The organism is Salinicoccus halitifaciens, assembly GCF_021026095.1.
GTDB classification, from domain to species: domain Bacteria; phylum Bacillota; class Bacilli; order Staphylococcales; family Salinicoccaceae; genus Lacicoccus; species Lacicoccus halitifaciens.
In genome coordinates, this window is record NZ_JAJNCU010000008.1 from 276,284 (window position 1) to 288,234 (window position 11,951).

Genomic DNA, 11,951 nt, shown 5'->3' on the forward strand with positions numbered 1-11,951 from the left:
CGAACGGAGGTCCCGATGTGGTAAAATATAAGCGTTATATGGATGCACAAATTTGAAAGGAGCCGCTGATATGCGCACAATTCTTGTTGTCGATGATGAACCATCCATCGTGACTTTACTTAAATTTAATCTGGAACAGGCGGGTTACAACGTCTTAACTGCAGAGGACGGCCGGACCGGGCTTGACATGGCCCTGAATGAAAAACCGGACCTCATGGTGCTGGATCTGATGCTCCCCGGCATGGACGGCATGGATGTATGCAAGACGCTGCGCCAGGAGAAGGTGAACCTGCCCATCCTCATGCTGACGGCAAAGGATGATGAATTCGATAAGATACTCGGGCTTGAGCTCGGTGCGGATGACTACCTCACTAAGCCTTTCAGTCCGCGTGAAGTCGTGGCCAGGGTGAAGGCCATCCTCAGGCGCTCGCAGAGCGAAGATGCGGAACAGTCGGAGCAGATCCTGAAAATCGGCGATCTGGAGATCCACCTCGACCGTTATGATGTTTATTTCAAGGACCGTCAGCTCGTCCTGACGCCGAAAGAATTTGAACTGCTCCTCTACCTCGCAAACCACAGGGGCAAAGTACTCAGCAGGGATCAGCTGCTGAATGGCGTATGGGATTTCCAGTATGACGGTGATACACGGATCGTCGATGTACATATCAGCCACCTCAGGGAAAAAATCGAGGAGGACACGAAAAAACCGGTCTACATCAGAACGATCCGCGGGTTCGGCTACAAGCTGGAAGGACCTGCTGAATGAATCGGTTGTGGTTCCGGATCACGGTATCCTTCTCTTTACTGACGTTCACCCTGCTGGTCTTTTTATGGTTCTTCGTCGCCAGCGTCAGTGAAAATGCTTTTAAGCAGATGACGGGTGAACACCTTTATGAAAATGCGCAGCTGGTGGCCCAGCTCATCGAGACGAGTGACCTTGAAGGCGGCTCGGAAGACCTGCAGGAAAGAATAGCCCTGTTCAGGGAGCCCGTCAGCATGCGTTTTACGGTCATAGGCACCGATGGTGAAGTGCTTGCGGATTCAGAGAATGCGCCTGGGACGATGGAAAACCACGGTGACCGGCCGGAAGTGCAGGAAGTTCTGGAAGATGATGCGGAGTTCGGGGAGTCCATACGGTTCAGTGAAACCGAAGGGACCGAGATGATGTATGTCGCAAGCCCGATCTATAACGCTGAAGGTGTAATCAACGGCATCATCAGAACGTCATACCCGCTCCACAACATTGAGGATACGATGGTCGTATTCTGGCGCGGACTTGCTGTATTCCTCAGCATCATCCTGGTGATTGCAGCGGTTGCGGCAAGCATACTTGCACGGAGCATCACCAGGCCCGTCAGTGATATCATCGGTGTCACGAAGCGGCTGAGCGGCAAGGATTACAGCAGCCGCGTCCATACCAAAGTGTCCGGGGAGATCGGCGAACTCGCGGCTTCGGTCAATGACCTCGCGACGAATCTGCAGAATCAGATGCGCGCCCTCCATGAAAATGAGCAGCAATTATCCACCATACTTTCCAACATGGTGAGCGGGGTCATGCTCATCAACCAGGAAGGCAGAATATTGATGATCAACTCTGCCATGGAAAAATTCCTCGGCCAGCACAACCAGTACATCGTCGGGCGCGACTACAGGGATGTGGAAGACAACCTCGGGCTGCGTGAAGGCATCGCCACCGTTTTTGAGGAAAATGAAAAGATTCAAAAAGAAATCACCGCAGGTGAAATGACCAAGAAAGTCTTCGATGCACATTTCGGGCCGTACTACGGCAATGGCTGGAAGCAGAGGGGCGTCATCATCGTGCTCCATGACATCACAGACATCAAGCGTCTCGAAAATATGAGGAGTGACTTCGTTGCGAACGTATCACACGAACTCAAGACGCCGATCACTTCCGTCAAAGGGTTTTCGGAGACACTGCTCAGCGGCGAAGTCACAGATGAAGAGACAAGACGATCCTTCCTTCAGATCATCTATGATGAAAGTGAACGCATTGACCGGCTCATCCGCGACCTGCTCCATCTGTCGCGCATCGAGAACAAAGTCTCGCCACTGAATATCCAGGATGTCGACCTCGTGAGGCTGATCCATACGATCACCAATACGATGACGAAGGCCATTTCGGAAAAGAACCTTGAAGTCACTCTTCCGCCTTCGACGGAGTCTGTGATCATCGAAGGGGACCCGGACCGCCTGAACCAGATCCTGCTGAATCTGATTGCGAACGCGATCACTTACACGGGGGAAGGCGGCAGCATCCGGGTTTCGATTGAAATCACTTCTTCCAATGTCAGGGTTTCAGTCAGTGATACGGGAATCGGCATACCCGAAGAATACATTCCAAGGGTGTTCGAACGGTTCTACAGGGTGGACAAGGCACGCTCCAGAAACTCCGGCGGCACCGGTCTCGGACTTGCGATAGTGAAGCACCTTGTCGAATCGCACAAAGGAAAGATAGAGCTCGACAGTGTGGAAGGCGAGGGCACGACATTCACCGTGATCTTCCCGATACTGCAATGAAAAGAAAAAGACCCCTGCACGTGAAAATGTCACGTGCAGGGGTCTTATGATTTTAAAGCGCTGAACTCCGCTGCTCCGATACAGCATCGAACAGAAGATCGCCTTCAAGGAACAGATGGTTGAATGTGTCCTTTTCCAGCTTTTCCAGCCGTTGGAGGACCAGTCTCAGTTCACCGGTCGCACCGGCATCGGGCGTGTAGTCATTCGTCAGTGCCCGCATTTCGTAGAAATACTGGGCCAGGGATTCATGTTCCCCCTTCAGGCTGGTCAAATAAGGCTTGAGTGCCTCAAGAAGGTGGGGATTTGGATTCTCCAGATAATTCTCCAGCATCTTGAAGGCCGTCCGCTCCTCCTTTTCGACATGCTCAAGGATATCGTTTTTCATCCTTTTAAAGAGCGCCTCGGCTTCTGTGAGTTCAGGCCGCTCTTTTTTATGCTGTTTGACCGCTTTTTCCATATATTCTTCAAGTACCGGCAGCTCATCCTTCAAATCTTCATGGTATTTTCTCTGTATATATTTTAAAATGCTTTGCTCGTCCATATACTTGATGTCTATGCCGTCTTCATTGAGCGGTTCCATTTCATTGATCTCATACAGCAGATTTTCTTCATCCAATCCTTTTTCCACTGCAGTATCCGCCAATGTCTTATCACCGTAATTAACGAAGTCCACCCTTAATTCCCGGAATATATCTCCGGAGCGCGGTACTTCCTTCACAATTTCCTTTAAAGTCATATCGGGTGTGATTGTCTTCATAAAAAGGCGCCTCCTTGTCTGGTTACTAGTATTATTGCCATATATATAAATTTGAAACCTATTATATACAGTTTAGTGAAAGTTGACTGAGGGTATTATATAATTATTAATAAAAAGCCATGGAGGTCCACTCATGAATAAGAATATTAAAACACTGCTCAATGTTCTTCCAATCATATTAGTGCCGCTGTTCACCGAAAGGAACCGTATAAAGGAACATCCTGAAATGGAGAAACTCGGACGCTTTTCAAGCACTGCCTACCATAATGTCAAAGACAAGGGTGAAGGTGTGTATCAGTCGGTCAAAGACACGAGCACGACCATTTACCATACGGGCAAATCCGCTGCGGACACCGTCGGAAGCAAAATCAGCGACAAGAAGCAGGAACGTGCCTATCAAAAAGACATAAAATCCTATCAGCAGAGCGTCAAAAAAGAGGACAAACTTCTTGTACAATTTGAAAAAGACAAGGAGAAACACCGAAAGAAAAGGCTGCAGGGAAATTTCACAAAGGATACCATCGTACCTAAAATCATGCAGTCCGGTAATGAGATGTCGAATGATGATAAAATCGCCGGCATGACTGTGAGCTCCGGACTGATTGCCGGGAAGTCGGACATGGATACGCAGGAAGAGACGGCAGCGGAAACGCACCGGGAGAAGCAGGACATCGCCAAGGCATATGATGGAGATGCATCAATGAGCCGGGTCTCTTTGACGGAAGAAGATGAAAAACGTCTGCAAATCGATATTCAGGACACGGCTGACGAAAAAGATGATAGAATGGACAGTAAGGCAACTGGCCAATCAATACATGAGGAGAATGACATGACGACCGATGTACAGCAGTTATATTTCGACAAAGTGAAAGATCACGAAGAAAACATCAATGATTTCAATCCCGGCGAACTGTTCAAGAGACACCATGAAAAACTGGATCCGACGGTCAGCTATGACGGAAAAGACTCCAAAGGAAAGACCGGATCAACCATCAGTGAAGATTCACTGTTCGGCCAGCATCGTGCAGCAGCCGAAGATCATTATACCGCCGGCGGCCGTAAAACAGGCATAAGAAACAGTGCGGGCAAAAGCAGGAAACAGCGAAAGCTTGAAAAAAAGCTCAATAAAAAGAAGAACAGATTTTAAACTAACAGATTGGATTGCGGGTGAAGCACAGTGGAGATAAAAAGAATAACTGTATTTTGCGGCGCGACATCAGGCAGGCTGCCTGAGTTCGAAGAAGCCGCGTACAAGCTCGGAAAAGATATCGCCGAAGCCGGCTATGAACTGGTTTACGGCGGAGGTTCTGCAGGAATGATGGGGGCTGTTGCAAATGGTACGGTTGATGCCGGCGGCAAAGTGATCGGGGTCATACCCCGCTTTCTGGTGGAGCGTGAGCTCGCTCACGAGAAGGTCCAGACATTGGAAGTGGTGCAGTCGATGCATGAGAGGAAAGCCAGGATGGACGAACTCGGCGATGCCACCATCACACTTCCGGGTGGTGCAGGTACATTGGAAGAGTTTTTTGAGATGTATACATGGGGACAGATCGGCCTCCATCAAAAACCTCTCGGCCTCATCAACACGAACAATTATTTTGATGATCTGATGGCCATGTTCAATAAGATGATTTCCGAAGAATTCCTGGAGGAAAGATACATGAATCAGCTGTTCATCGGTGAAGATCTGGAGTCCCTCGTCGCCCAATTCGAGAACTTCAGGCCCCTGCCCGTAAGAACATATAAAGACCTGCAAAAAGGGCATCGCTCATAATTTGAAGCGATGCCTCTTTTTTATGTCCATCTTATAAACGACATGGGTCTTGAGCGAATGGCCGTCGATGATTGATGGATGCTCAAAAGTGTATACTTTTTTCATTCCCAGTTTCAGCATGATGTTGATTGATGGGTAATTGATGCCCGCAGTATACGCATAAATTTCCTTGATATCCGTATTGCGCTCTGCAAACTTCACTACCGCCCTCGCTGCTTCCGTCGCAAACCCCTGGTTCCAGTGCCGTTTCGCCAGGCGCCAGCCAATCTCAATAGAGGGCAGAAAATGCAGCCGCAAAGGGCCGTCTTCTTCCCACACCTGAATGCCGGTAAATCCGATGAACTCTTTTGTGTCCCTGCGCTCCACAGCAAACAAACCGAAACCCCTCGCATCGATGTCGCGCTGAGCGTTCAGTATGAATTCCCTGGACTCTTCCGGAGTGGCGGTATTCGGAAAATAACGGCGGACATCCTCGTCCATATTCAACGCAATGAACCCCGGTATATCACTCTCTTTCCAATCCCTTAAAATCAGCCGCTTCGTTTTAATATATTTCATATCAACCCTCTATTATGTCCATTCTTATCTTAAGGTCACCCGCTGACATGCTCGCTTTCATTGCCCTTGGGCGCTTCCTGCCTGATATAGCTGACGAGGCGGACTTTCAATTCCTCTTTATCGAAATCGTAATCCTCAACATTTTCTTTTTTCTCCGTCGTGGCGACGACATCAACAAAATCAGGCAGATCTTCCAAATTGAATTTTATGGTGAATGTCTCGAAATCCTGTTCGGGACTCGGTTTCTGGGCCACAACCCTGCTTTTGATGCCTGTAAGATCAGTCACTTTCGATCCGGTGATCTCTTCTATCTCTTTGCCAAGCTGATCAATCGTGAAAGTTTCGCCTTCTATCAATGAAAATTTTTTCTCATGCATATCGTCATTCTCCTTTCAGATTAACAGTCTATTCATCTTCCGGTGCTGTGTCGGATTCTTCTTCATCCTCATCGCTGTCATCCGAATCACCCGAGAGCACCTCTTCAAGTTCTCTTTCCTTGTTCGTGATATCACTTTCAACCGCTTCATTTTCACTCCGCACCTGTTGTATCTCGCTCTGAAGTTCACCGATATCCTCATTCACTTTTTCCAGATCTTTTTCCGCCTGTGTCGGCTCATTGCTGCATGCTGCTAAAAATACCGTCATAACGATTGCCAAAGCTGTTCTCTTCAATACAGACTCCCCTTTTTACCAATGCTGTCATTATAGCATTTTTGACGGAATTATTCTTTATGCAAACAAAAATATAGGTGATGCCTTCGACATCACCTATACCTCTTTTTCATTATTCTGAAACAGTTGTATCCCTGAGCTGATAGATGCCAAGCGCATCGATCTCAAAGTTCTCAACGTTCGAGTTGATTCCTGTGACAAAGTCCTGATGGTGGATGTAGATCATCGGTGCAATATCCACGAGCTCTTCCTGAAGTTCGCTGTATATTTCCTGACGGGCTTCAGGGTCAGTCTCTGAACGTCCCGCTTCAAGCAGTTCATCCACATTGTCGTTTGACAGGAATGAACGGTTGCCCGGGTCACCGTGCATTGTTGAATGCAACAGTGGATACATGCCGTAATCTGCATCACCAGTCACCGTCGACCAGCCGAGCACGAACATATCATGGTCACCGTTCGCTGTAGTTTCCAGATACGCACCCCACTCAAGCTGCTGTACAGAGACATTGATATTGAGTTCTGCAAGAGCTTCCTGCATATAGACAGCAGTATCTACACGCTGCGGCTGATCATTCGTGAGGATTTCAATATCAAATCCATCTTCATGACCTGCTTCCGCCATCAGTTCCTGTGCACGTTCAAGGTCGTAAGTGATACCTTCGACACTGTCATCGTACCCGAAAACGCCCGGGGCAAGCGGTCCTTCTGCAGGTGTTCCGACACCTTCATAGATACCTTCGATGATTGCTTCACGGTCGATGGCATATGAGATCGCCTGACGCACCAGTGGATCATCCAATGGCTCCTGTTCAACGTTGAAGCCGACATATGACAACCCGAGTGACGGTGTCAAATCGACTTCAGTCGAATCATGGGATTCGATGCGGTCGATATTCGTCGGTTCTGCGCCGCCCGCAACATGGCTTGCACCTGTCTCGATTTCAGCAAGACGTGCACCTGTTTCCGGTACGACTTTGAACGTCACTGTATCAAGCTGTGCCGCATTTTCATCGTCGTGGTAATCTCCATAGTTCGCAAGCACAACATTCTCACCTGCAGCACGTGATTCAAATTCAAATGGACCTGTGCCTACAGGGTTGTCGGCAATATGGTTGCCGACTTCGTCAGTGATTGCATCTGCAACTTCCTCATGTGACTCTCCGCCTTCTTCACGGAGTTCGTAATACTCTTCAACCGACATCTCTTCACCCGCTTCAGACAGCGCAGCTTCGTAGTCAGCATCAATTACTTCTTTGCTGATCATGCCGCCTGCATCATGTGCAAGGTGTGCAAGGATCGGTGCAAACGGGTATTCCAGGTTGATATGGACCGTGTAGTCATCGACTACGTCCACCCCGGTCACCATTTCATATAAGAACATACGCGGGGATGCGACCGCCGGGTCGAGTAAGCGTTCCAGGTTCGCTTCCACCACTTCTGCATTAAACTCTGTTCCGTCATGGAAAGTCACGCCTTCTTTCAAAGTGAACTCCCATGTCGTATCATCCACTTCTGTCCATTCTGTTGCCAGTCGCGGCTGGACTTCCATGTTCTCATCCAAGTATGTAAGTGACTCATAGATGTTGTTACGCACGTTACTTGAAGGAACATCGTTGTTTCCGTGTGGATCGAGACTTACGATATCCGATGCTTCCGAAATGACAAGGTCTCCACCGCCGGATGCTTCACCTGAAGCGTCTTCAGTGTTTTCCCCGTTCTCGGTTGCCGCGTCATCTCCGTTCTCCGCTGCAGGATCGACATCACTGTCATCCGCACAGGCGACCAGTACTACGGAAAGGACTGCAACCATTGCCATCATCAGCAATAATCTGAAATTCTTCATACATTTACCTCCTATTATTAAAATTAAATGAAATTCCTGACCTTTTTTTAATATACCTTAACTCTTTTTTAATTTCAACGAAGCTTTTGAAATATCTTACAATTATGATAAAGCGCAAACAAAAAAAGGAGGAAAATTCCTCCTTTGAAATAGTATTATTCATTAAGTGTAACTTCTCTGAAGTCAAAGATGTTGTAACTGTCAATATAAATACCTTCTACACTGTTATGGTAGGCATTCAGGTTTTCACCATGGCGGACGAAAATTGCCGGCGCTTCATCGACCAGTATCTGCTGTGCCTCTTCATAGATCTGCTGGCGTTCATCATCATCCGTGACTCGTGCACCTTCATCAAGCAGTGCATCCAGCTCATCGTTGGCGAAGAAGGACCGGTTTCCTGTATCGCCCATATTATCTGAATGGAATAACGGTGAAATGCCGTTGTCCGGGTCACCTGTCGAGTTCGACCAGCCGAGTATGAACATATCATGTTCCCCGTTTGCCGTGGCATCGAGGTATGCACCCCACTCAACCTGCTCGACATTGACATTGATATTGAGGTCGGCAAGCGATTCCTGAAGGAATACAGCCATATCCACACGCTCAGGATTATCATCATTCACCATCAGATTGATGTCGAATCCGTCCCCGTGCCCTGCTTCTTCAAGCAGTTCCTGTGCCCTGTCCGGATTATATTCCAGTCCTTCCAGGTCTTCGGAATGACCCAATATGCCGGGCGCAAGCGGTGCTACGGCAGGTTGGCCGGAATCATTGTACACTCCGGACAACACAGCTTCCTTGTCGAATGCATGTGTAATTGCCTGACGGACGAGCGGATCATCAAGCGGCTCGCTCTCCACATTGAAGCCGATATAGTCGATTGATACGGATTCATTGCGGTCGAGCGTCACATCGTCATTATTCTCCACCCGGTCGATATTGCTCGACTGGACTGCAAGAATGAAGTCCGACGATCCCGTTTCAAGTTCGGCAATGCGCGATCCTGTCTCGGATACCACTTTATAAGTGACGGAGTCTATCGTCGCCGGACCGTCCCGGTAGTCTTCATATTTAGTCAGTACAGTATTTTCACCCGGGTTCCTGGATTCGAACTGCATATAGTTCGTACCGACTGGCTCCTGTTCTATCAGGGTGCTGACGTCCCCTGCAATGGCGTTTGCCACTTCTTCATGCGCATCTCCGCCTTCTTCACGGAGTTCATAATATTCCTCAACGGACATATCCTCGCCCGCTTCGGACAACGCATTTTCATAGTCTGCATCAATCAGATCTTTACTGATCAGCTTGCCTGCACCGTGTGATAAGTTATTCAAAAGCGGTGAATATGGATACTCGAGTTCCAGCTGGACCGTGTAATCATCGACTACATTCACGTTTTCAACCATTTCCAGAAGAAAAGCCCTCGGCGATGCCACGGCAGGGTCGAGCAGCCGGTCGAAGTTCGCCTTGACGACTTCCGCATTGAATTCGCTGCCGTCATGGAAGACCACGCCTTCCTTCAAGGTGAACTCCATCGTCGTTTCATCTACTTCTTCCCACTCTTCAGCAAGCAGCGGTACGATTTCAAAGTTTTCATCCTGTGTGACCAGGCCTTCATATATTTCATCCCGTACCTGTTCAGACGGCACATCGTTGCTGCCGTGCGGGTCCATTGAGACCGCATCACTCGGAATCGCAATCGTCAGATCGCCGCCGGCGGCTGTTTCTGTCTGGTCATCAGAAGCATCCCCTTCCGCCGCTTCCTCATCGACGCTGTCGTCATCAGTACATGCCGCAAGTACAAGCACCATCATACTGACTAAAAATAATTTCCAAAAATTCTTCATTCCCATCCCCCTCTTTTCCCTAAGTTATTAACATGATACTTCATTCTGTGAATTCAATCAATATGAATTTTCAGATAAAATGAGCTTACGTCGAATGTAAACTCATTTAATTCCAAAGTTTCTAATTGTCTAAAGATGCCTCACTGAAATCGAAGATGTTGTAATTATCTATGACAAGACCTTCCACATCATTGCTGACTGCGTTCAGGTACTCCCCGTGGCGGACGAAGATAACCGGTGCGTGCTGGACTATCTTTTCTGTCGCTTCTTCGTAAATCTCCTGCCGGGCAGCCTCATCGGTCTCCCGGGAGCCTTCCTCAAGCAGTGCATCCATCTCCTCATCCTGGAAGAATGAACGGTTACCTGAGGCACCGACATTGTCGGAATGGAACATCGGCATGATGCCGTCATCCGGGTCACCCGTTGTATTGCCCCATCCAAGCATGAACATTTCGTGCTCACCATCCGAGGTCGTATCAAGGAAAGTGCCCCACTCGACCTGCTCGATTGTGAGATCTATATTCAGGTCTGCCAAGGATTCCTGGAAGAAGACCGCGGCATCCATGCGTTCAGGATTGTCCTCATTGACCATGATTGTAGTTTCGAAACCATCTTCGTATCCAGCTTCCGCAAGCAGTTCACGGGCGCCTTCCATATCATAATCCGGCCGCTCGATATTGTCGGAGTATCCAAGGACACCCGGCGGAATCGGACCGACCGCCGGCTGCCCGGAGCCATTATAAACACCGGACAGGACGGCCTCGCTGTCGAAAGCCATGGTCAATGCCCAGCGGACGCGGACGTCATCGAAAGGTTCAGCCTGGTTGTTGAAGCCGATGTAATCGACTGACAGGGCGTCCCGTCTTTCAAGTGTGACTTCGTCATTGTTTTCAATCCTGTCGATATTGTTCGACTGGACATTCACCACAAAATCCGAATCGCCGGTTTCAATTTCAGCAATTCTGGATCCGACTTCGGTGACGACTTTGAATGTTACGGAGTCCAGGTTCGCAGGCTCGTTCCAGTATTCCTCATACTTTGTAAACACGGTGTTTTCACCCGGGTTCCTCGATTCAAACTGCATATAGTGGGTGCCAATTGGATGTGCTTCCACCATTGCGCCTGTCTCACTGCTGATTGCATCGGCGACTTCCGTGAATTCATCCCCACCCGCTTCACGCAACTCATAATATTCTTCAAGCGTTACATCTGATTCCACTTCGCTCAATGCATTTTCATAATCCTCATCAATCAAATCTTTACTGATCATTTTGCCGGCACCATGCGTCAGATTGCTGAGCAGCGGTGCAAACGGCTCTTCCGTCACCAGGCGTATGGTGTAATCATCAATGATTTCAACCTCTTCAATCATTTCGAGCAAAAATGCACGCGGCGATGCGACTGCAGGATCCTGGATCCGGTCGATATTCGCTTCCACGACTTCAGCATTGAACTCACTGCCGTCATGGAACTTTACGCCATCCCTCAACTTGAATTCCCATGTTACATCATCAATCTGGTCCCATTCTTCGGCGAGCGCTTCGGTTATTTCCAGATTCTCATCCTGAGTCAGCAGGCCTTCGTACACTACATCTCTCAGCTGTTCGGAAGGATCATCGTTACTGCCGTGCGGATCGAGCGACACAATATCACTCGGCACCGCGACTGTCAGGTCCCCCCCTTCAGATTCTGCTGCCTCCCCGCCGGAATCTGCTGCCTCTTCCACTCCGGCATCATCCGTACAGGCAGCGAGAAAAGCCACTAAAGATATGATTAAAAGCGACTGGTTAAAAACTTTCATTTTCATCCCCCTTTGCAAGTATCAACCTTTAAGTTCTATATTATGTAAAATCTATCCAAAAGTCACCAAAAATCCTAGAAAAGTCTGAAAACTAATGAACTCCCCTCTCCCTGTAATGTTTATATTTCTCCTTTCAGGGAATTTAATATGAAAATCTCATG

Annotated in this window: 11 protein-coding genes; 4 read left to right on the forward strand and 7 right to left on the reverse strand. The window is 48.5% G+C overall.

Annotated elements, in window-relative coordinates; translation table 11 throughout:
* The first annotated feature begins 70 nt into the window (after window positions 1–70).
* On the forward strand, window positions 71–766 hold the full coding sequence (locus LPW40_RS12890) for a response regulator transcription factor (RefSeq protein WP_230822652.1): 696 nt from the start codon (window positions 71–73) through the stop codon (window positions 764–766).
* Window positions 763–2,538, forward strand: a complete 1,776-nt coding sequence (gene pnpS, locus LPW40_RS12895; RefSeq protein WP_230822653.1) for a two-component system histidine kinase PnpS — start codon at window positions 763–765, stop codon at window positions 2,536–2,538. The genes LPW40_RS12890 and pnpS overlap by 4 nt, the downstream gene beginning before the upstream one ends.
* Before the next feature lie 52 nt (window positions 2,539–2,590).
* Here the strand turns inward: pnpS and LPW40_RS12900 are convergent, their stop codons facing one another.
* Window positions 2,591–3,295: a DUF542 domain-containing protein gene (locus tag LPW40_RS12900; protein ID WP_230822654.1), complete on the reverse strand. Its 705-nt coding sequence runs from the start codon at window positions 3,293–3,295 to the stop codon at window positions 2,591–2,593.
* A 133-nt stretch (window positions 3,296–3,428) separates the two neighbouring features.
* Here LPW40_RS12900 and LPW40_RS12905 point away from each other — a divergent pair, with 133 nt between their 5' ends.
* Both LPW40_RS12905 and LPW40_RS12910 read left to right on the forward strand, forming a co-directional pair.
* Complete coding sequence (locus LPW40_RS12905; RefSeq protein ID WP_230822655.1) at window positions 3,429–4,442, forward strand: hypothetical protein; 1,014 nt, start codon at window positions 3,429–3,431, stop codon at window positions 4,440–4,442.
* 36 nt (window positions 4,443–4,478) lie between these two features.
* Complete coding sequence (locus tag LPW40_RS12910) at window positions 4,479–5,069, forward strand: LOG family protein (RefSeq protein ID WP_230822720.1); 591 nt, start codon at window positions 4,479–4,481, stop codon at window positions 5,067–5,069.
* Here LPW40_RS12910 and LPW40_RS12915 read toward each other — a convergent pair.
* The 6 genes from LPW40_RS12915 to LPW40_RS12940 all read right to left on the reverse strand — a co-directional run bounded on the left by LPW40_RS12915 (window position 5,064) and on the right by LPW40_RS12940 (window position 11,790).
* Window positions 5,064–5,627 (reverse strand): GNAT family N-acetyltransferase, encoded by a 564-nt coding sequence (locus LPW40_RS12915; protein ID WP_230822656.1) that lies wholly within the window; start codon window positions 5,625–5,627, stop codon window positions 5,064–5,066. The two genes, LPW40_RS12910 and LPW40_RS12915, sit on opposite strands and share 6 nt — an antisense overlap.
* Before the next feature lie 35 nt (window positions 5,628–5,662).
* Window positions 5,663–6,004, reverse strand: coding sequence for a hypothetical protein (locus LPW40_RS12920; protein WP_230822657.1), 342 nt, complete (start codon window positions 6,002–6,004; stop codon window positions 5,663–5,665).
* Window positions 6,005–6,032: 28 nt separating this feature from the next.
* Window positions 6,033–6,272 (reverse strand): hypothetical protein, encoded by a 240-nt coding sequence (locus tag LPW40_RS12925; RefSeq protein WP_230822658.1) that lies wholly within the window; start codon window positions 6,270–6,272, stop codon window positions 6,033–6,035.
* 139 nt (window positions 6,273–6,411) lie between these two features.
* Window positions 6,412–8,142 (reverse strand): glutathione ABC transporter substrate-binding protein, encoded by a 1,731-nt coding sequence (locus LPW40_RS12930; RefSeq protein ID WP_230822659.1) that lies wholly within the window; start codon window positions 8,140–8,142, stop codon window positions 6,412–6,414.
* A 155-nt stretch (window positions 8,143–8,297) separates the two neighbouring features.
* The gene (locus LPW40_RS12935; RefSeq protein WP_230822660.1) at window positions 8,298–9,989 is read right to left on the reverse strand and encodes a glutathione ABC transporter substrate-binding protein; all 1,692 of its coding nucleotides are present in this window, start codon (window positions 9,987–9,989) and stop codon (window positions 8,298–8,300) included.
* Window positions 9,990–10,110: 121 nt separating this feature from the next.
* Window positions 10,111–11,790, reverse strand: coding sequence for a glutathione ABC transporter substrate-binding protein (locus LPW40_RS12940; RefSeq protein WP_230822661.1), 1,680 nt, complete (start codon window positions 11,788–11,790; stop codon window positions 10,111–10,113).
* Window positions 11,791–11,951 lie beyond the last annotated feature (161 nt).

What these genes read in the sequence shown, in the direction of transcription:
- LPW40_RS12920 (WP_230822657.1), bottom strand. Translation starts at nt 6,004, where the DNA reads ATGCATGAGAAAAAATTTTCATTGATAGAAGGCGAAACTTTCACGATT.
- LPW40_RS12940 (WP_230822661.1), bottom strand. Translation starts at nt 11,790, where the DNA reads ATGAAAGTTTTTAACCAGTCGCTTTTAATCATATCTTTAGTGGCTTTT.
- LPW40_RS12930 (WP_230822659.1), bottom strand. Translation starts at nt 8,142, where the DNA reads ATGAAGAATTTCAGATTATTGCTGATGATGGCAATGGTTGCAGTCCTT.
- LPW40_RS12915 (WP_230822656.1), bottom strand. Translation starts at nt 5,627, where the DNA reads ATGAAATATATTAAAACGAAGCGGCTGATTTTAAGGGATTGGAAAGAG.
- LPW40_RS12905 (WP_230822655.1), top strand. Translation starts at nt 3,429, where the DNA reads ATGAATAAGAATATTAAAACACTGCTCAATGTTCTTCCAATCATATTA.
- LPW40_RS12935 (WP_230822660.1), bottom strand. Translation starts at nt 9,989, where the DNA reads ATGAAGAATTTTTGGAAATTATTTTTAGTCAGTATGATGGTGCTTGTA.
- LPW40_RS12900 (WP_230822654.1), bottom strand. Translation starts at nt 3,295, where the DNA reads ATGAAGACAATCACACCCGATATGACTTTAAAGGAAATTGTGAAGGAA.
- LPW40_RS12890 (WP_230822652.1), top strand. Translation starts at nt 71, where the DNA reads ATGCGCACAATTCTTGTTGTCGATGATGAACCATCCATCGTGACTTTA.
- pnpS (WP_230822653.1), top strand. Translation starts at nt 763, where the DNA reads ATGAATCGGTTGTGGTTCCGGATCACGGTATCCTTCTCTTTACTGACG.
- LPW40_RS12925 (WP_230822658.1), bottom strand. Translation starts at nt 6,272, where the DNA reads ATGACGGTATTTTTAGCAGCATGCAGCAATGAGCCGACACAGGCGGAA.